We start from the raw sequence: 21,399 nt of genomic DNA, 5'->3' as shown, positions 1-21,399 counted from the left end.
GATTGCTAAATAATCCACAGAATAATTATAAAACGGGTAGGTTATGACAGATATCGACAATACTGTTCAGTTCTGCATGCAGAAGATAGATGAGATAAAGAGCCATGAGGTGGGGGCTATAATCCAGAAGCTCGATGAGGCTGTGCTTGGATCATCCGATGAGGATGTTTTAGCCAGACAAAAAGAGATCGAGGCACTGCTAATCAGAATAAGGGACGATTTTCTCATACCCAACCTTGAGCATGAGCAGTTTTTCTTCGATTATCTGAGCCTTGGGCGGATAATGCACAAGGCTGGGTTAAAAAAACTCTCGACCCCTGCTGTTAAAGGGATAGAGGATAAGATGAAGAAGCTTCTCAAGGGTGAGAAGAACGATTGGCGAAAGCTTCTTATCCATTCCATGATGTTCACTGCCCAGTGCTTCACAAAGCCCTTCAAGGCAGCAAGAAAAAGCTATATATCATCCCTTTTCTTCCTTGATCTCCATGTGATCATGTCATCAGAACAGAATGTAAATGCTGTTCTGCACTCCATGAAGCTTCTCTTTGAGGATTCCGCAGAGATGGTGGATGAAGTGCTTAATAATGTTTATAAAAACTCCTTCTGGCAGAAGAGCACATATGAGCAGAAATCATCCCTCCTGTGGGTGGTCTCTGTGATGTGGAATGTGTATCTCCACGAGTTCTCCTTCATGAAGTTCTACGACAAATGGAAGGAGTTCTTCTATAAAGCTATGGAGAAGAAGGAGGATGAGCTTGTCTTTTTCCTCCATTTCCCTCTGTCTCACATATACCTTAATATCGCCCAGACCGACGAGCAGTTTGCCAGGTTCAATGAAGAGGTGGAGCTCCCGTTTGCGGAGTACGTTAAGGACTACTGTGCAAGGAACGGGATAGAACCGGTTAAGAAACCCTTTAAACGCAAGGATAAGATGAAGGTGGGGATCCTTGTGGACAGGGTTGTGCTGAGCTCCCCCATAAAGATTACGCTCTCCTTCCTTCATTCTCTTATGGAGAATGCGCCTGAATTCGAGATGAATATTTACGACCTTGAGTATGTAGAGAAGAGCAAATCCAAGAAAGAGATTGTGGGCGATCTCGGGTTATTGAAGGCGAACTATGTGAGTAACCACGAGCTTATTGATGACAGAAACAAGGGGCACTACTACAGCCATGTTAACAAATGCCTCCGGCTCAGGGAGAGGATTATTGAGGATGATATAGATATCCTTGTCCTTGCAGGGAACAACAGGGAGCAGTTCAACTTCCTGTTTACCTCCAGAACTGCCCCCAGACAGATCTTCTGGTCCCACGGAAACTACACCTACGACATCCCCGGCATCGACGAAAGGATGACCCATGTGACGGTTCTGCAGGAGGATCAGGATTATATAGAGTTAAAGGGATACAACTTCAAGCCCCTTCAGCATTACATGATGGAGCCTTTCTATAACCCTGAGGTTGACGAATTCGAGCTACAGACCCACATGCGTAAGTATCCTTCGGAAACTGTGAAGCTCGGGTATATCGGTCGCTTGATGAAGGTTGAGTCTGAGGAGTATTTACAGGCAGTTGTGGAGATTATGAAGAATAACCCGGATACGATATATATAGCTTGCGGAGTCGGTACCAGCCAGATGCTTCAAAGGATTTTCGGTGAAAACGATCTGCTCGAAAGGCTTTATCTCCCTGGTGTTGTTAACCCTCATATATACGGAAGGATTATTGACCTTGTGCTTAACCCCTTTCCCTTTGCCATGGGAGAGGCCCTAGGAGAATACAGATCAAAGGGTAAGATTGAGATAAGCCTGAACAGTACCTATAATGTAAGCGAAGATGATATAAGAAGCACCATGAACAACTTTGTGGAAATTGTCCGCAGAGATAACGAGGAAAACGCAGAGAGAATGGCGGAGGCTGTAAGGCTTTTCCCTGTAAGCTCCACAGTGGAAGAGTATATAGAGAATGCCGGCAGGTTCATACAAGATAAGGAGCTGAGGGAAAAGGTTGGTAGGGACTACAGCAAGCTCCATATGTATCACTTTCATATAAACCCGTCAAAAATGGTCAGTTCGTTCAGGAAAATAATTGAGGGTATCTCCCGATGATATCAAAGAACAGAGATGAAGACAGAAGAGAGTTTTTGCGTCCAGATTTTCCCCAGGCCGTAGGTATATCTCTGGGGGAATGGCAGTGCAACAGGCTTTGCCGGATGTGCCCTATGTTCAGCCAAAGGGTTGAAAGGGAACGCTACATAACCGATGAGGTCTTTGAAAAAGCGTGCAGAGACATGGCAGGCAGGAAGATAAGCCTTGAGTTAAGTGCATACGGTGAAACGTTCCAACACCCCAAGGCGGATGAGTATCTCTTTACCTCCCGCAGGCTTTGCCCGGATGCTCATATAGTTGTGGCTACGAACGGAACTCTCATTGATAAAGAACGTGCGGAGAAAATTGTGGACAGCGGTATAGACAACCTCTCATTTTCTCTTGATGCAGGTTCTGCAGAAACCTATAAATGGCTTACGGGAGCAGTTGATTACGAAAACGTTTGCAGAAACCTCGAAACCCTTGTGGAAACGAGAAATAAAAGGGGTGCCGACCACCTTTTTATCCAGACCCATATCATTGGAATCAGCGAGCTTGAGCATGAGTTCAAGGATTTTCTCGAAAGATGGGAAGGGGTTACTGATAAGGTGTATGTGCGGGGTTTTGGCAATTGGGCCGGGCTTGTGAATGAGAATGAGGTTACCGGGATAGATGTTGACCGTTACGGTAACAGGATCGAAGCGGAAGTTGATTGCCCCGGGGTCAGGTACCCTTGCGCATGGCTGTGGTACGCTACAAAAATAGAACCGAACGGAGATGTTTCAAAGTGTTTTATCCACGTAACAGGGGAGAAGAACCCCCTGGGGAATATTATGGAGGAGGACTTCGAGGGTATATGGAAAGGGGAAAAGCTTGCAGAATACAGAAGGCTTCATCTGCAGAACAGACCTGAGGAACTTGAGTTCTGTGAAAGGTGTAGCGTATGGAGCCTTTTTCCGAACTTTTGGCATAAAACAGACAACGACAGCTGGGAATAGCTGTAATAGACAGAGGTGGACTGTGAACGATATAGAGAGATACTGGGAAGAGCATACTGTGAACTCTACTCCATTTACATCAAAGGAAGAATCGGAAAGGTATCTGCTCTGGAGGAGCGATATCTATCCCAAGATGAAAGAGCTTATGGATCTTTATGGTGACAGAGGGGGGCAGACTGTACTTGACTATGGCTGCGGACCCGGTGATGACACCATCGGATACCTGATGGAAGGTGGTGCCAGTAAAGTATTTTCACTGGATATATCCTCGAAGGCTCTGGGGCTCCTTGAAGACAGGCTGAAGCTTTACGGTATTGACAGTAAAAGGGTAGAGCTTATAAAAATTCAGGAAGGGGAGAGTATTCCAATTGATGTAGGGAGTATTGACCATGTCCATTCCTCCGGTGTTATCCATCACAGCAGCTCCCCCGCAGATGTTTTAAAGGAGCTTTACAGAGTTCTCAGGCCGAGCGGTACAGGTGTTGTTATGGTGTACAACAGGGAGAGCGTCTGGTTTCATCTTTTCACAGTTTATGAGAGGATGATCAAAAAAGGTCATTTTGAAGGGCTCAGTCCCGAGGAAGCCTTTTCCAGAACGACGGACGGCGAGAACTGTCCCGTCTCAAAACCCTTTGTACCCAAAGAGTTTATATCCCTATGCCGGAATGTAGGTTTCGATGCTGAGTTTGCCGGCGGCTACATAAGCGAAAGGGAGATGGAGATGCTCCGCTATAAGTATATGGACGCCCTCAAGGATGAGAGACTTCCGGAGGAATCAAGGGAGTTCCTCGATTCACTCCAGTTCAGTGGTAGAGGTTTTCCTATGAAAGATAAGCTCTTTGCAGGAATAGGCGGAGTATACAGGCTTAGAAAGTGAAATTCGGGTACAGTTTTTTGTCATCTGCCTTTGTGTAGATATATCCGAAGTCGTCGTGGATGATAAAGCGGTTTCCTTCCATCCTCTTATCCAGAAGGTAGGGTACCGCTATGAAACCGTCGCATATGTTGCATAGAGGTATCTCGCTGTATCTCTTTTCAAGGGCAAGTTCCCTTCTCCTGCGGAACTCTTCGCCGGCCCATACACCATAGAGCGAGTTCTCTTCGAATACATTTCCTATGATATGCTCCGGTTTTTCGTTATACAGGTTTGTACAGGGACCCACGTTCCCTTGTGCGGTAACAAGTGCCGTATGGAAAAGGTGCAGGCAAGGCATCCGCTCCTTTATATTCAGGTTCTCTGCATTGGTATCACGTATGATGCTGAACTCGCCGTCACTGTTGTGTTTCTTCATTATTTGAAAAACCAGATAGTTCACCTTGTCCAGCCACATATCGGCCATGCGCTCCCGCCCCCCTGCATTAGCTTCGGATAGGACGTATTTCATTGCAGTGAAGGTGTTTGAGGAACTCTTCTCCGCTGTATCTATGTATGCATGGATATTCTTTATAACCTTTTCATAGTTAGAACCTCTTCTGATGCTTTCGTAGGTTTCCCTGTCCGCACCGTCCATACTGAACCACATGTTTGTAAGGCCCGCATCCAGAAGTGACTTTGATTTGTCCGCATCAAGCTCAAGGGCGTTGGTTACAAGGGAGATCTTAATTCCTTTCCTGCTGCCGTATTCCACCATCTCCACAAGTCTTTTATGCAGAAGGGGCTCCCCTCTGTGAACCAGCTCCACGGTGGGATTTCTGCCAAAGGATGCTATCTCGTCGATTAATCCTGTATATTTGTCAAAATCCATATACGGAGCACCTGCATTCTCCATCCAGTTTCTGTCGTATTTTTCTGAATGGTAGCAGCACATGTCGCAACGAAGGTTGCAGAGGTAGGTAGATTCAAGGGATATGGACACGGGATACTTGAAATACCTGTCGAAGTTGTCCTTCAGGTAATGACTGTAGTCCTCCACGTCGAAGTGATAAACATGAAACTTAAGCTCGCCGAACAGCCCTAGGGAGTCATCGGGGAAGAATGGTCTTCTCTCTCCAAGTCTGGAAATGGGAGAGCTTTCTACGATCTCAAAGGTCCCCTTGAAGTAGATATCGTGCAGATCGGCATAGGTATATTCGGCACCGTTTTCTTTGTGTTCCCTGTACATTTTATCGATTAAAGTGCCGGGAACCGTATTAATGAAAGGGGCAAAACGGAGTAATGTAACCTCCGGGGAGCGCTCTGCGAATGTGTAGAATTCATCCGGGGCGGTTGTTGCATACTCAGCCAGCCAGGGGTTTTCCTTCAGTGCGTTGCCCGGTATATGGATGCTTTCAACGGCACTGCTGTTCAAAAGAACATTAAGGTTTTGCTGTATGGTTTCCTTATCTGCTTTTTTGGAAAGTTCCCAGTAACATCTCATATGACACTAGTCTCCGGTGTTTTTATTGTGGTATTTGTTTAACGGCTTGTATGTGGTGAACCCGTAAAACTTCTTAACGAGCATTCCATCCTCTTCTTCGGCAGTGTTGTCGTTGAAGTGACCAAAACAAAGGCATTTTCTGCACAAACCAGAGAGTTCTCCATCAATATGCTCCCTTCGAAGCTCCATGAACTTATCCCCCCGCCATATGTTACAGGTATTCTCTTCCAAAACATTTGGAAGGGAGCTTCCTCTCTCCTCAAAGTCCATTCCGCATCTCCAGACACTCCCGCGATAGTCTATGAACATGGCGTTCCAGAGTATATGGCATGGTGTTGATACATAGTTTGCGGCCGAAGGCTCTATTACAAATGCACCATCCTCAATATAGAATCGGTCGGTCTTTGTTATCATGGAGACCTTATCCTTCCATTTATTCAGAAAGGCCTCGAACTCATCTGCATTATTATCATCATATACATAGCTCAGTTCAACCGGTATCCCTGCATTGTCAGCCTTATCTATGAAGTATTCTATGCTTCTTTCCGTTTCGTCCAGGTTGCCGGGGGGCTGCACCCTGAGATATGTGTTTTGTTTTACAGCATCCAGACTGAATGTAGCGGTTGCTATGTCCGCACCGGAGGAGAGAATCCTGTCTGTTTTCTCACGAGTAAGAAGCTCTGCATTGGATGTTAGATTAACCCTGAGCCCGTAACGGGCTGTTTCGGCAAGGAAATGTTCAAATCTGCTGTATAGGAGAGGTTCGCACCCGTGGGATGTGCTGATAACAGGTTTGGGAGACATTGAGGCGGCATCGGAGAGAATTTTCTGTAATACTCTCTCTTCCATCTCACCACCGTTGAAATTCTGTGAGAAGGGGCTCTCCTCGGAGTGAAAGAGGCACTTCGGGCACTTCTTATTGCATGCGTTAACAAGCTGTATGTTTATGGATTTCGGTATGCTGTGCAGCTCGTCAAAGCGTTCTATAAAGTAGAACTCCCTGTCTGCATCCTCTGGATTGAAAAGCGTGTAGTCTGTCATGCCGAAGGAGAGGAACTCTCTGTCCTTCCGGTAGCCAGTGAGATCTATCGATACAAACTCTCCTTTAAGGCGGAATAGGGGGTTCAGTGAGGCTATCATCATTCCTCTTCCAGAGTATTTTGAGTATGCTCGCTTTATGAAGTCCCTTCGGCAGTCGGCATGGTGGAGATAAAGGAACAGTGCAGGACAGGAGTTTTCTTTCTGGTGCTTCTCAAGGATCTCACCCGGATATAACGATTTACCTCCCGCTGTGAACTTGCCGTCCGAACTGCTGTATAGATATAAAACTGCTCCCTCTATGGTGGAAGCTATCTCCTCTGCAAGGTTTCTGTCTGATTCTGTCAGGCATCTTGCGTGTATGATAAGGCTCATGTCCGGACCTCCGGCAGAAGATTTATAATATTACCGGCGGCAAACCCTTTAACAATTTCCTCGATCATTTTCCGCTTGCCCGTGGGCAGGACTACTACAGCGGTATTCTCCGGCAGTGCGGAGTAGGCAGTTTTATTCTGTCTCGTAACAACTGCCTTGTTTAGGTATTTGTAGCCGTGCAGGAAACTGTTGCTGTCCATGACGCTGACAATATTAAGACCCTCCAGGCTGTATATACTGTTCATGTTTTCTAAAGCCTTTTCGTGGATGAAAGGTGTGAGGGCAACCGGGGTTTTTTCTGCGGCGAGTTTCTCAAGAATAGGGTTCAGCGATTCGGCAGATTCCAGATAAGCCGCTTCGATGTGTGGTATCCACATGGGGAGTATATCGACCCTCTGGCGGCAGTGCTTGCACATTACGACAAACTTCTCAATAGGCGAGTAGTTCGTATTCGTCAATGCAAATGCCCGAAAGCCTTTATAGACAGATTCCTCTGAACAGGCGGGGCATTTTGACTTAACTGTGTATATGAAGTCTTCTCCGTCATTCCCCTCATAGTTGAAGGAGAATGATTCTTTTGAAGTGTTTATCCTCTGCCAGAGGTTCCGCCCCTCTATGAAGATATCCCTGTATTCTTTGTCGTCCATTCTGCTGAAGTTTACAGGGGGGCACTCTTTTTCGATATGCTCTATCTCGTCGGTGATAAAGCCTTTTTCTACTGCGTATAGATAATCCTCGGAGGCGGGATAGGCGAGTATCGGTGTTACAGCTATGTTGTATTGAGGGTTTGAACGTACCCATTCTATGGATTCCTGCGCCATGGAGAACGTTTCTGCGGGATCGCCGAAGATGATGAGTCCGCTGTGGAATATCCTGTTTTTGATTGTAAGATCCAGAGCTTTCTCAATCCGCTCCTTTGAGCTCTTTTTCTTCATGCTCTTCAGAACATCCGGATTAATGCTTTCTACGCCGTAGCCCACTGTTATGCAGCCGGAATCATACATGGCTGTGAGAAGCTCCCCGGATGCGGCCTGAATACGCATCTGGGCATACCAGTTTATTCCGTACTCCCTGATTCTTCTGCAGAACTCAAGGACTCTCTCCCTGTTGGCGGAGAACATGTCATCGCTGAGATAAAGGAAGTTTATCCCGAAGTTTTTTACAAGGTAATCGATCTCTTCGAAAACGTTGTCCATGCTTCTCTTACGGTATGTTCCTCTCCCCATGGGGTGATAGCAGAAGGTGCAAAGGTAGGGGCAGGATCTTGATGTTATGATCGATGCCGTTCTTGGATTGTCCACGGCGGAGAAATACATGAAATTTGATCTCGGGCGTGTTGAGAGGTATCGCCCGTAGTCTATTAGGTCGTGGGCAGGGAATGGGATGCTGTCCAGATCCTGAATAAGCTCCCTCGAAGGGGTCTTGAACATGCTTCCGTCCTTGCGGTATATTATTCCCCGGACATCTTCAAAATCGTCATTGCCTTTTATGCACTTGAAAAGCTTTGATGCCGTAATCTCCCCTTCGCCGATTATACCGATATCCGCATCGGTATTTTCCATTATCAGCTCCGGCCTGCTAGAGAGCAGGGCTCCTCCGAGCACTCTTAGCGCATCAGGTGAATGCGCCCTGCATGTCTTTAGGATTTCCCTTATAATCGTGAATTCGGTCACTATTGCCGAAACACAAATGGCCTCGGGTGCATGTTTTTCCAGGGCTGTTAAGGTATCATAGCGTGCATTGGAGCTGGATATGAGCTCCAGACGTACATCATTCCCATCATCCCTTAGTACGGAGCATATATAAAGGGCTCCCAGCGGGAAGCCCAGAGTGGAATCCATATATATATCCGGAAGGAGCATAAGGATACGCATCAGGTCTTCCTGCAGTCGTATGTGAAGGGGGTGAGAGTTACTGTCCGTCCATTTTCGGATATAGGTATGGCAAGGGCTGTGGACCATATATGACAGTTGTGGCTGTTGCTGAGCTGTGATTCACGCCATTTTTTGTATCGCTCATTACGCCAAACATTGAGAATACCTTCCTCAAGCACATTCCCCAGCATTACAGGGTGCTTATCGCAGGGGATGGAGCTACCGTCTGCATAGATGTACATTGTGTCCCATGCAGTTTTACAGGGGAGTGTTTCTCCTTTATCGAAGAAGGGGGGGAGTGAGGCGAGTTTGCCGTCTTTTGTATATTCAAGGGAAAGGATCCCGGAAACCCCGTCCACAACGGGAATCCATCTTTCAACCAAATGACTGAACTCCTCCCTGTTTCTTTCAGATATTACGCAGTTTACGTATATTAAAGCCGTTGAGTTGAGCCTTTTCTTAGCATCGGCGGCATAGAGGATCTTTTTCTCAATATCCTTCAATCTCCCCGGCGGCTGCATCTGGGAATAGGTCTCCTCGCTCAGGGCATCCACACTGAAAACGAGGGCGTGGAGGTTCTTTCTGCCGAGCATAAAGTCTATGTTCTGTTCATTCAGGAGTGTTCCGTTTGTGGTTATGTGTATGGGTATGCCATAGCCTTCGGCACTGGAAATGAAGCGTTCAATATCCCTGTACATATAAGGCTCGCTCTCGCAAGAAGGTGAAACAACGGGGCGTGTGCTCCATCCGGATATCTCTTTCAGCAGTGCTTCGGCGGTTTCAATGGGCATATCCGCCTCCGGAGTGGGTGATTTCTTGTTACCCATGAGTTCCGGCGAGTGGTAGAGGCATTTAGGGCACCTTTTGTTGCATTTAGGGGTGAGCTGCAGAGAGATGGACTGGGGGTATGCGAAGTATCTTTCGAAGTTGTCCTTGTAGTATGAGCTGAAGTCCTCTTTATCCGGCCATATGGCGTGGGAGAAGTTAGCATCGGGTGTGTCATAAAGGTATTCCGATTCCCTTTGGGATGCTGTAGCAAGCAGTTCTTTGTTTATGAATTCAAACCTTGCCTTGGTGAACATATTGTAGCTGAAAAGGGAGTAGGGCTTTTTTGATGCTCTATGCTTTTCCAGTGCTCTTCCGAGGATACCGGCATCGGCATCCACCGATGAAAGATGCATAATTACTGTATCGGAACCGGTAGGGCTGAGAAGCTGCGGAGCTCTTCTGTATGTGGAATGAGGCAGTTTTATGTCACCTTCGGCGCAGTATGTATCGTAGTCGGGCGTGCCAGAATTCCGCTCCATGATTATCAGGGAGCTTCCTTCGGGGAGCTGCTCGAAGGCTTTGCGGGCAAATACTACATCCTGCTCTTTCTGGCATCTGGCTATGACAAACATGGTCACCTACGCAATATGGTATGCGTAACAAGTCGGGTTCGCAATGCCCTTTTTGCCGTTGAAGAATCTGAACTGGCAGTTATTTGCGTTCCTTATGAAGCATTTTTTGCAGTGCGCATCAAAGAAGTCGCTTTCAAGCTCGCCCTTCATGTAGCTTCTGAGATCCTCCATGGCAGTGGCCCAGAAATCCTTGAGACTCAGCTCCATTACACTGGGGGTCTTTGAGGGCATGTGGTGGCAGGAGAAGTACCTTCCGCTTCCGTCCACCCAGAGGGCAAGGAACGGAACCTGGCACGGGTAGTCAAATCTCGGGAAATCGGTGTAGGGGGGGAGGGTGAGCTTGGTTTCATCGTCGTAGTAGTAGATTATAGGGTTTGTTATATTATCCACCTTATCCTTCCATTTCTCGAAGTAGTCGTGGAATATATGGCTGTTTACCTTGTTCAGGCAGCAGTTAAGCCCCACGTAGGGAAATTTTTTGCCAAGCTCCTTTTTTCGGGCAAGTATGTATTCAAGGTTTTCGACCACCTTCTCATACCTGTCGATACCGTGCATCTTTTCGTAAATCTCGGGACTCATTGCATCGAGGCTCACGGATATGGCATGCATGTTTTCCCTTTCGAGGAAGAAGTCGGCAAGGTCTTTGTCCATAGAGATGCCGTTGGTGGTGAGGATAATCTTCAGCCCCTTCTTCTCGGCATAGAGCACAGCCTCCCTGAACTTGTAGTAAAGAACGTTTTCTCCACCCGAATGCAGGTTGATCAGGGGTTTTTTCTCAAACTCCGCAGCTTGATCCATCAGGTACTTAAGCATCTCGAAATCCATGTCCGAGTTTCGTTCAGGTGATGTGCAGAAGGATTGGATATCACCGTGGTACTGGCACTTAGGGCACCTCAGGTCGCACTTTGTGGTTATCTCAATATTCAGGTACATGGGTGATGAGTACCGCTCATCCTTCTTGTAGTAGTAAACAACATCCTCCCACGGTGTCCAGAAGACATCCTCAGCGGGGCTCAGCCTCGCCTCGAAGATGGTGGCAAAAGAGCCTGTATCAATACTTTGTGCATCGATTGCCCCTTTCCTGGTGAGTATCTCTGCTCTGCATTTCGTATGGTAGATGATATCGGTATATCCGTAGTCTTTTCGTGTTCTCTGGAACTCCTGAAAGATTGATTGAAGGAGCCCTTTCCTCACATCGGCCCTTATGAGCTCAAGGAGGATGTAGTGTTCGGATTCTTTATCCATAACTGCGAGAATCCTGGGTAAGGTTTCTGCTTCTTTGGGCTCGATTGTGCCCCGTAGAAAGCTCAGGCCGTTATCTTCTATTTTGAAAAGAGCATATTTAGCGCTGAAGTTGTTGTATTTTATGATATTCTCTGCCAGTTCCGCATCCTTTTCGTTTGCGCATGCGGCCAGAACGGTTATATCCATGAGTATCCTCCGGGAACTGTGTACTATGATCTATCGTCCCTTAATATATGATCATTACCCTTTTAGGTAAGTCTTTTTCTGATTCCTCTGATTACACTGGAGGGGTGCTTTTTTTCACCATTGTGCTTTATTTCTGTGATTAGGAGTTTATCTTTTCCTGTGATAACAACAACACCCCTTTCGTCAACAAGGCTTATTTGACCGGGCATGGCGCAGTAGTTTTCCTTATCGTCATAAAGCTTTGCCCTTGTTATAATTATCTCTTCATCATTATAGTGACAGAACGCACCGTAAAAGGGCTCTCCAGAGGCTCTTATTAGACGTAGTATTTCAGTGGAGCTGTGCGTCCAGTTTATTCGTCCATCCTCTATGTTTCTCGGGTAGCACCTCATTGCATCCTTGGATTGAGGATCGGCGTAGCGTATGTGGAATTTGCTGTTTTCTGAAAGCAACTTCACTGTCTCAAGGAACGCTTCGGGGATAGCTTCCTCCCCCCATTCGTATATATCCTTTATATAAAGGGAATCGTCGTTTTTAATCTTCCTTTCGGCCAGTACATAGCCGCAGTCCAGCTCGCCAGCCATCATCCTATGGATAGACAGGTTAATATAGTCTTCATCATTGATAATCGCCCAGTTCGGGCATGCGTTCCCGCGATATTTAGGGAGATCCCCGAAGTGTGCATTCAATATGCCGAGGGGTACAGAACTTATCAGTTCATCACCGATTATCCTCGGCCAGTTAACACTTAGTATAATGTCTGCAGATAATCTGGATATTTCCCCGGAGCCTATCTCCTTTCCGTAGAAGGGCACACCCAGTCTGCCAGCAGTTTCCTGAAAATCTTGTTCATTTACAATGTATTCCTGGGCGGCGGGTGCCGTTGCAATAAAAGCGATGGGAAACCCTGATTCATGAATAAGCTGTATCGTATTCATCATGAAAGAGGTTCTGCCCATGAAACCGACCCTCAGCATGCCGTCACCTCCCTAAGCGAAACGCTGCGGCATTGGCTCAGAATATCACGAAGGAAGTCTTCCGTTCCGTAGACACTGTTATTCCTGTATTTCCTGAGGGTTTTAAGATCTACAGATGAAAGACTGTGCTCTGAAACCATTCTTTTGTAGGCGGACATATCAGCTGAATTCAGTGCAATGTGCACCGGATGAAAATCTGTGGTAATGAAGGTAGTTTCGGGGGTAAAGGCTCCCCATTTGAGGAACCTGTCACTCTCCGGCATATACATGTTCAGGTCGTCTTCCCATATGTAGGGGAGCCTGCAGATTGAACCGTTGTCCAGATGAAGGTTAAAGGGTTTCGGGTTTGGATTGAAGGGGGTGTAGCAGGACAGATCTGTTTTAATCTGCGGGTAGTGCTCAATAACTTCTGAGAAAAAAGGAGTGGACTGGAAAAGGGAGTGAGTGCGCATGGATTCAGCATCGGGGGCGAGATTAAGTAGATAGTCGAATACCTCTTTCACGCTCCTCCCCTGGGTGGATCCTTCCATCATATTCGGGTGTATTCCGATGGAAAAAAGGGGGGCATCGTTTATGCCTGCTTCACGAAAACCATTGTCGGTTATAAACCAATGGGCGGAGGTTCGGAATTCTTTGAGCAGGTCGGATACATAACCTAGGATCTCCGGCGATGCCCAGTCAGTGTCAAGTGTTATGAGGAACTCTTTGTCTGAGTCAAGATTAACCATTTCTGCGGAACTCCTTGTTCTTGATGAGGGATGTGTAAATCCTTTCGAATATCTCACCCGCACTCTTCTTCGAGTGCCACCTTTCGGCGAAGGCTCTGCTCCTTCTGCCGATATCTTTACGTTTTTCTGCATCGACAACGAGTTCCTTGAGTCTGTCGTAGAAGGTGTCTACTGTAGCGCTCACAATAGGGAGATCCCGGGCGTACTCCGGTATGCTTTCTCCGATACTATCCCGCCATTCGGGGTTTATGTAGCAGATGCACGGTTTGCCAAGCATCATCGCCTCACGTATGTTTGCCCCGAACCATCCATAGGTGAGCATATCGGCAACTATATCCGCCTGCATCTGGTAGTATTTAACATGCTTGTTGGGCACGTCGTTTACGAAAATCAGTTCAACGTTGTGCCCTTCCTTCTTGAGTTTTTCGATGGATGGTATGATTATGTGGCTGGTTTTGGCGTTCACATTGCCTTTGGTACGCTGATTATACAGCCCGACAGCATGGTATATCTTCACTGTATCCTCGGATATGCTCAACCGGTAGTTTGACGGTATAAGTAGATCCGGATTCCAAACTTCGCTGTCGAGGCAGTAGAACTCCGGTACGTCATGTGTTGAAGGATGCAGGTTGTAGTCCGCCTTGTGTCCTCCGTTGTGTACATGAAAATCCACCACAGAGTTTCTGTACTCCCCCCAGTGCTTCATTTTTTCATCTGAGCAAACCTTTGGTACATCCTTCCACCGGCAGATGGAGCATGTGTTGAAGTATCCCTGCTGTGCAAAGGTGCTTTGGAGTAGGCCATCGTGGCAGCTGTTGTTGGAGTAAACTATCTTTTTGCCAAGTTTCTTGAGCAGCTTTATATCCCAGTACTCGGGGAGGAACGGTATCCTGTTTCCCAGCCTGTACCAGTCTTGGAGCATCTTTATTCCACCCATGTTGGAGAAATGGAAGATGTCGTAGTCTTTGAGTGATTTAATATAGAATGCCAGGTGTTTAAGGTTGTCTGTTATACCGTTGTAGGTGAACTTGAAGTCCTCTCCGTGGTAGAAGATGTTGTTGTCTGCGCAGTCGTCGAAGTTAAGGGTGTCTGCTCGCCAACCCCTTTTGCGCATCTCATCGGCAATGTTGTTTGTATGATAGTAGCTTAGGCCAAAAAAAAGGACCTTGCCCTGTTTAGGCATAAACCAAATCCTCCGGATGTATTTGGCAGTATAGATATCGGCAATATAGCCGAATATATAAGATGATAATACCTTTTTATTCTCAAGGTATATACAGGAGAAGAAATGCTTTCAGAAATATTCTATAGAGAATTAGCAGACTGTGGAGGTTACAGCTCAGCAGTGGATTCTGTGGACTGCGTCATCCAGCAGCAGACAGGGGAATCATTTGGTGAGAAGTGGACTGTATACTCCAAAGAGAATGAAGCCGCCCAAAAGAGATACTATGAGATGCAAAAACGCTGGTATCTTGAGCTTTACGGTTTTGACAGCGAGGCATCGCTAGGTGAATATCTGCGCAGCTGCTCGGTTGTTCTTGACGCCGGATGCGGGCTGGGGCATAAAAGCGCCTGGTTTGCAGAAATGGCACCGGATACTACCATAATCGGGATGGATATATCCTCCTCCATCGAGGTGGCATCGGAGAGATATGGCGGTTATGAAAACCTGCACTTTGTTAAAGGTGATATAGCAGACACGGGGATACACAGTGGTGCTGTGGATTATGTGAGCTGTGATCAGGTTCTGCATCATACCACTGACCCTGGTATAACCTTTGATGAACTCGCCTCTCTCCTCAGCCCTGATGGTGAGTTTGCATGTTATGTATACCGTAAAAAAGCGATACCCAGAGAGCTCCTTGATACGTATTTCAGGGAGGAATGCATGAACCTCACCAAGGAAGAGCTATGGGAGTTTTCTAAACAAATGACTGAACTCGGCAGGGTTTTAAGCGGGCTTGATGCAAAGATAAACGTGCCGGACATACCGGCTCTCGGAATCGAAGGTGGTGAGTATGATCTGCAGAGGTTTTTGTACTGGAACTTCTTTAAATGTTACTGGAATGAGGAGCTTGGTGAGGAATCTTCTGTGATGATCAATTTCGACTGGTATTCACCCGCCAAGGCGGACAGATACAGCAGGGAAGAGTTTATGGAGATGGCGGAGAGGAATTTCCTGAAAGCACTTTATTTTCATACTGAACCTGCATGCTATAGCGGAAGATTCGGTAAGATATGACAAAAGTTCTTCTTGTGGGTGACAGTTTCGGCGTATCCCAGCTTATGGAGCTTATTCCGGTGGAGAGTATCTGCGGAATCGTCGGTGCCTCGGTGCGCCCCCGGTATATCAATGAGCTCGAGGAGCTATCCGCACAGTCGAATGCTCAGCTAATCATTCAGCCGAAGTACAATACGCCTGATTATACCGAGTTCTCCCGCAGGGTTCAGGAATGCGGAGCGGATGTGCTCATATGCAACTCTTACTCCATGCTCATAAGGGGTGATATCTTGGAGCTCTTCGGCGGCAGGGCATACAATGTCCATTATGCGCTACTCCCGCTCAACAGAGGACCAAACCCTGTCCAGTGGGCAATTATACGTGATGAGAGCGTTACAGGGGTTACAATACACCGGATGAGCGAAGGCTTTGACGAAGGCGAGATTATTTCATCTGCAAGGGAAGAGATCAGGGAAACGGATACATGGGTTAGCTTGAATGAGCGCTTGAAGCAGAGAGCCTTCGACCTTTTGAGCAGGACTGTTCCGGCTTTATTGAGAGAGAAGCCCGAAGGAACAAAGCAGGACGATAGCCGGGCCACCAAGAACCCCAGACTCACACCCGATTACCCCTGCATAGATTTTGATTCAATGACGGACAGGGGGATCTTCAATCTCATAAGGGCTCAGGTTAAACCTTTAAGGGGTGCATACTATGAAAAGGAGGGGGAAAGGGTGTATGTCGACTGCTACCTTTCCATGGAAGAGGTCGGCCGCTTGAGAAAGGATAGGGAAAGGGGCTAGTCAGTCCTCTATGGGAAAAGCTTTGGCAGGATTTCCATAGGCCTTGTGTCCGGCAGGAATACTTGATGCAACGAAGCTGTTTGCACCTATTATGCACCCGTCTCCTATCGTCACTCCCCTTTGAATAATCACATTTGGTGCTATGTAGCAGTTGCTGCCGATACTCGTTTCGGCGTACTCATAATCATCCTGGCCCCCGCTAAGCGCCCATTTAATAGAATCGTGGGAGTATATCTGCACACCAGCGGAGATAGAACAGTTATCCCCGATACTAAGGCCTCCCGAACCGTCCAGGACTGTGAAGGGGCCTATCCATGTGTTCTTCCCAACACGGACATCCCCGATCACAACCGAGCTGTCGTAAATAGAGGTTCCCTCACCGAAGCCTGCAAGACGTGCCTTCTCCCAGCGGTCCATAAGATAGTCGCCGGATGGGAGTATGCGGTTGTAATCCCTCTTCTTAGAGGCGATACGCTCCCTTAGACCGTGAAGGAAATCCTCTATTATGCTCATACCTATCCCTTAACGATGTCCATGAAATCTTTGGCGGATTCTTCAGGGTGGAACATTATCTTATCACCAAGAACCGTGCCGAATTCACCCGCAGCCTTTCTGGCGTCGTCATCGTTGATGAGGATGCCAGCGTATTCCACATACTCCTTCGGGTTCTGGGGGAAGCAGAGTCTGCTGGGGTTCTTTTCGGGATCCTCATCGAACCCTTCCGCCGCAACGGCACGCTCATCCTTGCCCGTGGGGTCGTAGTACCTTGAGCCCTCCATGCGGATAACGGGGAGACCCTTTACCCTCGCCATGATAACCATATCAAATGCGCTCATCGGGTAGGGGTCCAGCATGACATCAACAACTTCCATGTAGTCCTGGGGCTGTATATCCTCGAAGGCGATGCGCTCGGCGAAGCCCAGTTTGCCGAATTCACGTTTAATAGCATCTGAATGAGCGGGACCAGCGAAGAGTATGAAGGCGTCGGGGTTGTTTTTAAGTATCTCTGCAAGTGCGGAAAGATACTCCGAGCTCCCCTGTTGCAGTGTGAAGGCGAGTCCGCCCAGTATGATCTTTTTATCTGAGTATTTCTTCTTTATCTCCCCCGCCTGAGTTGAGGGGTATTTTTGGAAAAGCTCCTTTGCGAGTCTGGGGATTATCGCCCTGTCGCCGGTCTCCTCCTTGAGGACTCTTTCCTGGGTGAACACCGCTGTAACATCCGTATTTTCCGGACGGAATCCCTTGGGTCCTATATAGATCTGTTTCGGCGCAGCACGGAGTGAGAATACGAACTCAAGGGCGGTTGAACCCCCCATTCCCACAACGACATCGGGTTTTTTATCGGACAACTCTGTCCAGAGCTTGAGTGCCTTGCGGTATCTGGAATGCTCACGCCCCTTTTCACCGGAGGATGTTGCCCTGTGCAGGTTAAGCGGGGGGAATCCGCCTGTTGAAAAGAGTCTCTCGGCGGGTTCATGGGTGGCGTTACCCGTTCCGCTGTCCACGTTTATTACGGAGAATTCAGCCTCAGAACCGTAATTCTCCTTGATCCCCTTGAGCAGGGAGAATATCAGGCGGCTGTCCGGCTCAAGGCCGATTCCGTCTGATATGAATACGATCCTTAATGCCTCATCCTCAGCCATCGCTTCCTTGGCGGGTTTGAGTGCCTGCTTCTCCCTTATATCCTCATAGAGAGGCTTTATTATTTCATTGGGTGATTCCTCGGTTTCAAAGCCGGGGTTGCGGTGCATCCGGTTCATTATCTCCTGCAGGAAGAAGGCGAGATCAAGGTGCTCATTCTGGACTGCGCTCTTCAGCATCTCTGCAAAGACCGGATACAGATCCAGGTATTCTTTCTTAAGCCCGAAGGACTCTATAAAGAGGGCGTGGAACCATCCGAGAAGGTTAACCTTCTCCCTTTCGCTGAAATCCTTTGCTTCATCTGAGGTAAGGATATCCTTAAATATCCCGAGGGTTACGTTCGGCGAAGTAAAGGCGTGGAGTATGTATTGGGTAAAAACGGGTGAGTTATTCTTATCTCCGGCTTTAAGGGCATGGGTGGGGCAGTCCCTAAGCTCTTTTATAAATTCATTCTTTGCCCCTTCTGTTCCTTCCACAGCCCGCAGAAGATAGAGGATCGATGCGAAGATTATCCTGTTCATAGGCTCCGGTTTTTTGCCCAGCTCCTCAACAAGCCTATCCTTGATAATCTTTGAGTTCTCCGATTCCTCGGGATAGATACCCAGCATGTCCGCCATGCGGGCTATGAGTCCGAGCTCAGGCTTAAACTTGTTCGCAGCCACCATAGGTATAAGAATGTTTTCACGCATGGCGTGGATAAGTTTGGTATTCATCTCGGCATAGTTAGGATCAACCATCTTGAATTCGCCGAGGGTCTGCATGGTGGAGATGAGGTAGCCGTTAAGCATCTCCTCTTTAAGTCCTGCGGATATGTTCACCGCCATTTCGTAGAATTTTGAGTAGTTCCCTTTCTTGATCTCCGCCACTGCATCGGCGGGGTAGTTAATTCTCTGTTGTTGTTCGCTCATCAGTATCATTATCCTTTTCAGTATTTTTTCCGCTGGTGATCTCAAGTATCTGTTTGAGGATATGCAGAAGCTGGAGCATCTTCTTGATCAGCTCAACCATAACCCCGAAGAGATCCCGGAGAATGGACATCACCTTGTTATTCTTTATGTGCTGTTCCTCATGCCCTGCACGTACACCCTGAATGTCAATGACAGACTTGATATAGTAGGACTGCACATAGTGCATCAGTATGTTGAAGAACTTCTGCTCGTTGAAGATCTGCATCGTCTTCTCAAGCTCCTTCAACATGCTCATGCCGAGCTCCATGTTGTAGGGCTCCCCATCTTCATAGGGTTTGAGGACCTTCTCAACGTATTCATCGCCGATCTTATAGCCCTCGTAGAAGCGGTGCATAACGTCTTCGCAGTATTCTATACTCTCATCAACCCGCTCCATGGTGATATCCCTGTGCTCCTCACGGAGCTCATCGGTTATCTCCTCAAGATCACCTTTTATCATCTGATAGACATCCATGGAAGGCTGGTCTTTTATATGTTTGTCGATGGCATCGGCGAATGTCATCAGCTTGGTTCCGTGGATCTTTGCTCCCCCTTCGGTGGCGTTGATCACGGTTCCGCTGTAGTTTGCCACATCCTTGGTGTAGTACTTAAGGAAGGCGTTCCAGACCACTGATGTTTTGATCTCGGGAACGAAGTTACCCTCCACGGTGAGCGTTCTGTCCGGCTTGGAGTACTGCTCCTCCTTTTCGCCGTAGGTACTTCCTTCGGCGTGGGTTGTTTCATCGGGGCCAAAGGCGAGGTCCTGCCCGATGAGTATAATAGGATCACAGCCGAGGAATTCCAGCACCTTAAAGGCCATGTTCGCAGATGAGGGGCCTATGTCCAGAATACCCTTCTTGATATCGAGCCAGTGGAAGGTTGCGAAGTTTCTATAGACAACGATCCTTTCGCCGGGATAGTTCTCATAGGTTTTGGGGTGTACAACGGGGACTGCGGCGAGAAAAACCTTCTCCGCATCCTCTTCGGTAATCTCCTCGAAGAGCCTGCTGGTCGCTTCCACACGCTCGAGGGATGTCACCATATGGGGCTTAAGCCCGTGATTCTTCAGTACACGCATCGATGCGTCCACAGAGCAGATAACGGCCTTATCCTCCAAACCTTTGAGGAGATGGACATTCTTATTAAGGGAGGGACCGGTTGCCACTACGATGCCCGGCTTCCCCTTGAAGCGCCCTTCGAGGTCTTTAATCCCTGGATTGTCTATTATCTCATTGATGTTGATGAAGGTGTGCTCGATACCAATAAGAGAGTCGAGGGGATCGTTACCATAGAAGAGAACAACCTCGCGAACGGCATCCCGAATGGTGCGCATTACTCCGGAATAGTATTCCCTGTGGGCGGTGAAGGCGGCGGGCTCCTCTATGATGTTGAGCGCCTTGGCGTAGAACTTGTTTGCCCCCTTGAATAGAATGCCGTTGATAACGGGGTACAGTTCGCTTACATCCTTGCCTACGATGAGGTGAACACGCTGGTCACGGATGATCTGCTCGATATCGATGAACTCCAGAATATGGTGGAACAGCTCTGCATCCTTTTCAATGACTATGTATGTGCAGTCGTGGAAGTTATACATATCAAGATAGTTGAAAATGTTGTAGAGGAGTCCCATGCCTAGGAAATAGGAGACCTGGGGCACGTTTATCTTCTTGTCCATTATGGACTTTCTGGAGGCCCCCACGGGGTCGTTATTCTCATAGAACATGGTGTTCGTACGCAGGTTTATGAGGTTAGGGTACTTCTTGGGGTGGGCGGAGTTGATCATCTTGTAGCGGTCGCTCCGCTTAGTCTTGAGCATGAGCTGGTAAAGTTCGGGTCTGCACTCCTTGAGCGCACGGTAGTTCTTCTTCTCTATCATCATAAACCCCCGTATTTTATGGAGAAATGAAGGGAAAGCCGAAGCTCGCAAAACCTTCACAAGATACAGAGCTATACCACTGCATCCCATTAAGATCTTAGACTATTCATGGTTAACAGTCAACGCCGCTGAACGCTTTTTCCGAAGTATCCGAAGATCTTGAAAGGGGAGAGAATGATGGGATAGCAAATAAAAATGATAATAAATACCAATAAAGATGAGTCCAGATCATAAATATCTGATCATAATCTGTTTCTGGATCCGCATATGAACCATCGATCATCGGCTTCTTGTTTTCATGCTTTGATCATCAGAAAAATAGCTATTGCTTAAATGATTGATGGACCTTTCTAAAATATTTCAAAAGTGATCTTTATGATATTTTTTTCAAGATATTCCATTTTTTATTAAAGAACGGGCAGTGATCGACCGATAGAGATAACAGGTAAAAATATCCGGAGGCCGGTAAAGGAGTTTACTGGGAATTAAAGCCGCCGGGTTTGAAAAGAGAATAACTAAGGTACTGAAACAATCAGACCGGATGCTTCTAGATGTATAGGGGCGATCCGGTCTTTTTTGTTTAAGGGGGTGTATTTAGAGAAGGATTTTAATTCTTTTTTGTGGAGTTCTGCATAGAAGCTTTCGAC

16 protein-coding genes are annotated in these 21,399 nt (G+C 47.4%); 5 read left to right on the top strand and 11 right to left on the bottom strand.

Translation table 11 applies throughout. The annotated features are described in order from the left end of the window. Positions 1-43 precede the first annotated feature (43 nt). The 3 genes from K300_RS0113240 to K300_RS16450 are packed head-to-tail and all read left to right on the top strand — an operon-like array spanning position 44 to position 3,961. A complete protein-coding gene (locus tag K300_RS0113240) occupies positions 44-2,107 on the top strand; it encodes a hypothetical protein (RefSeq protein WP_022852158.1) in 2,064 nt (687 codons plus the stop codon). Beyond that, entirely contained in the window at positions 2,104-3,084 is a 981-nt protein-coding gene (locus tag K300_RS0113235; RefSeq protein ID WP_022852157.1) for a radical SAM/SPASM domain-containing protein, read from the top strand. The genes K300_RS0113240 and K300_RS0113235 overlap by 4 nt, the downstream gene beginning before the upstream one ends. Before the next feature lie 22 nt (positions 3,085-3,106). Then, positions 3,107-3,961, top strand: coding sequence for a class I SAM-dependent methyltransferase (locus K300_RS16450; protein ID WP_022852156.1), 855 nt, complete (start codon positions 3,107-3,109; stop codon positions 3,959-3,961). Here K300_RS16450 and K300_RS0113225 read toward each other — a convergent pair. From K300_RS0113225 to K300_RS15745, 8 genes are all read right to left on the bottom strand, one after another. Further along, complete coding sequence (locus tag K300_RS0113225; RefSeq protein WP_022852155.1) at positions 3,951-5,441, bottom strand: radical SAM protein; 1,491 nt, start codon at positions 5,439-5,441, stop codon at positions 3,951-3,953. The two genes, K300_RS16450 and K300_RS0113225, sit on opposite strands and share 11 nt — an antisense overlap. A gap of 6 nt (positions 5,442-5,447) precedes the next feature. After that, positions 5,448-6,854 carry a radical SAM/SPASM domain-containing protein gene (locus tag K300_RS0113220; protein ID WP_022852154.1) on the bottom strand — a complete coding sequence of 469 codons (1,407 nt, stop codon included), beginning with the start codon at positions 6,852-6,854 and terminating at the stop codon, positions 5,448-5,450. Further along, the gene (locus K300_RS0113215) at positions 6,851-8,728 is read right to left on the bottom strand and encodes a B12-binding domain-containing radical SAM protein (protein WP_022852153.1); all 1,878 of its coding nucleotides are present in this window, start codon (positions 8,726-8,728) and stop codon (positions 6,851-6,853) included. Before K300_RS0113215 ends, K300_RS0113220 begins: the two co-directional genes overlap by 4 nt. Continuing rightward, complete coding sequence (locus K300_RS0113210; RefSeq protein ID WP_022852152.1) at positions 8,728-10,128, bottom strand: radical SAM/SPASM domain-containing protein; 1,401 nt, start codon at positions 10,126-10,128, stop codon at positions 8,728-8,730. The genes K300_RS0113215 and K300_RS0113210 overlap by 1 nt, the downstream gene beginning before the upstream one ends. Positions 10,129-10,134: 6 nt before the next feature. Further along, complete coding sequence (locus K300_RS0113205) at positions 10,135-11,559, bottom strand: radical SAM protein (protein WP_022852151.1); 1,425 nt, start codon at positions 11,557-11,559, stop codon at positions 10,135-10,137. A 62-nt stretch (positions 11,560-11,621) separates the two neighbouring features. Beyond that, the gene (locus K300_RS0113200) at positions 11,622-12,536 is read right to left on the bottom strand and encodes a methionyl-tRNA formyltransferase (protein WP_022852150.1); all 915 of its coding nucleotides are present in this window, start codon (positions 12,534-12,536) and stop codon (positions 11,622-11,624) included. Beyond that, the gene (locus K300_RS0113195) at positions 12,530-13,264 is read right to left on the bottom strand and encodes a polysaccharide deacetylase WbmS family protein (protein WP_022852149.1); all 735 of its coding nucleotides are present in this window, start codon (positions 13,262-13,264) and stop codon (positions 12,530-12,532) included. Before K300_RS0113195 ends, K300_RS0113200 begins: the two co-directional genes overlap by 7 nt. Then, positions 13,257-14,447 carry a glycosyltransferase gene (locus K300_RS15745; RefSeq protein ID WP_022852148.1) on the bottom strand — a complete coding sequence of 397 codons (1,191 nt, stop codon included), beginning with the start codon at positions 14,445-14,447 and terminating at the stop codon, positions 13,257-13,259. The genes K300_RS0113195 and K300_RS15745 overlap by 8 nt, the downstream gene beginning before the upstream one ends. 105 nt (positions 14,448-14,552) lie before the next feature. Here K300_RS15745 and K300_RS0113185 point away from each other — a divergent pair, with 105 nt between their 5' ends. Beyond that, complete coding sequence (locus K300_RS0113185; RefSeq protein ID WP_022852147.1) at positions 14,553-15,506, top strand: class I SAM-dependent methyltransferase; 954 nt, start codon at positions 14,553-14,555, stop codon at positions 15,504-15,506. Further along, positions 15,503-16,288 (top strand): methionyl-tRNA formyltransferase, encoded by a 786-nt coding sequence (locus tag K300_RS0113180; protein ID WP_022852146.1) that lies wholly within the window; start codon positions 15,503-15,505, stop codon positions 16,286-16,288. The genes K300_RS0113185 and K300_RS0113180 overlap by 4 nt, the downstream gene beginning before the upstream one ends. Here the strand turns inward: K300_RS0113180 and K300_RS0113175 are convergent, their stop codons facing one another. Genes K300_RS0113175 through K300_RS0113165 form a run of 3 tightly spaced genes read right to left on the bottom strand, consistent with a single transcriptional unit; the run spans position 16,289 to position 20,752 of the window. Next, the gene (locus K300_RS0113175) at positions 16,289-16,801 is read right to left on the bottom strand and encodes an acyltransferase (RefSeq protein ID WP_022852145.1); all 513 of its coding nucleotides are present in this window, start codon (positions 16,799-16,801) and stop codon (positions 16,289-16,291) included. A gap of 2 nt (positions 16,802-16,803) precedes the next feature. Next, on the bottom strand, positions 16,804-18,837 hold the full coding sequence (locus K300_RS0113170; RefSeq protein ID WP_022852144.1) for a hypothetical protein: 2,034 nt from the start codon (positions 18,835-18,837) through the stop codon (positions 16,804-16,806). Then, the gene (locus K300_RS0113165; protein ID WP_022852143.1) at positions 18,812-20,752 is read right to left on the bottom strand and encodes a motility associated factor glycosyltransferase family protein; all 1,941 of its coding nucleotides are present in this window, start codon (positions 20,750-20,752) and stop codon (positions 18,812-18,814) included. The genes K300_RS0113170 and K300_RS0113165 overlap by 26 nt, the downstream gene beginning before the upstream one ends. Between the last annotated feature and the right edge of the window lie 647 nt (positions 20,753-21,399).

It is taken from the genome of Limisalsivibrio acetivorans (assembly GCF_000421105.1).
In the GTDB taxonomy this organism is placed as follows: domain Bacteria; phylum Chrysiogenota; class Deferribacteres; order Deferribacterales; family Geovibrionaceae; genus Limisalsivibrio; species Limisalsivibrio acetivorans.
Note: the sequence above shows the minus strand (reverse complement) of the source record. Positions and strands in the feature narration are given on the sequence as shown.

Coding starts and splice junctions, on each gene's coding strand:
- K300_RS0113240 (WP_022852158.1), top strand. CDS start 44: ATGACAGATATCGACAATACTGTTCAGTTCTGCATGCAGAAGATAGAT.
- K300_RS0113235 (WP_022852157.1), top strand. CDS start 2,104: ATGATATCAAAGAACAGAGATGAAGACAGAAGAGAGTTTTTGCGTCCA.
- K300_RS0113225 (WP_022852155.1), bottom strand. CDS start 5,441: ATGAGATGTTACTGGGAACTTTCCAAAAAAGCAGATAAGGAAACCATA.
- K300_RS0113220 (WP_022852154.1), bottom strand. CDS start 6,854: ATGAGCCTTATCATACACGCAAGATGCCTGACAGAATCAGACAGAAAC.
- K300_RS0113215 (WP_022852153.1), bottom strand. CDS start 8,728: ATGCGTATCCTTATGCTCCTTCCGGATATATATATGGATTCCACTCTG.
- K300_RS0113210 (WP_022852152.1), bottom strand. CDS start 10,128: ATGTTTGTCATAGCCAGATGCCAGAAAGAGCAGGATGTAGTATTTGCC.
- K300_RS0113205 (WP_022852151.1), bottom strand. CDS start 11,559: ATGGATATAACCGTTCTGGCCGCATGCGCAAACGAAAAGGATGCGGAA.
- K300_RS0113200 (WP_022852150.1), bottom strand. CDS start 12,536: ATGCTGAGGGTCGGTTTCATGGGCAGAACCTCTTTCATGATGAATACG.
- K300_RS0113195 (WP_022852149.1), bottom strand. CDS start 13,264: ATGGTTAATCTTGACTCAGACAAAGAGTTCCTCATAACACTTGACACT.
- K300_RS15745 (WP_022852148.1), bottom strand. CDS start 14,447: ATGCCTAAACAGGGCAAGGTCCTTTTTTTTGGCCTAAGCTACTATCAT.
- K300_RS0113185 (WP_022852147.1), top strand. CDS start 14,553: ATGCTTTCAGAAATATTCTATAGAGAATTAGCAGACTGTGGAGGTTAC.
- K300_RS0113180 (WP_022852146.1), top strand. CDS start 15,503: ATGACAAAAGTTCTTCTTGTGGGTGACAGTTTCGGCGTATCCCAGCTT.
- K300_RS0113175 (WP_022852145.1), bottom strand. CDS start 16,801: ATGAGCATAATAGAGGATTTCCTTCACGGTCTAAGGGAGCGTATCGCC.
- K300_RS0113170 (WP_022852144.1), bottom strand. CDS start 18,837: ATGAGCGAACAACAACAGAGAATTAACTACCCCGCCGATGCAGTGGCG.
- K300_RS0113165 (WP_022852143.1), bottom strand. CDS start 20,752: ATGATAGAGAAGAAGAACTACCGTGCGCTCAAGGAGTGCAGACCCGAA.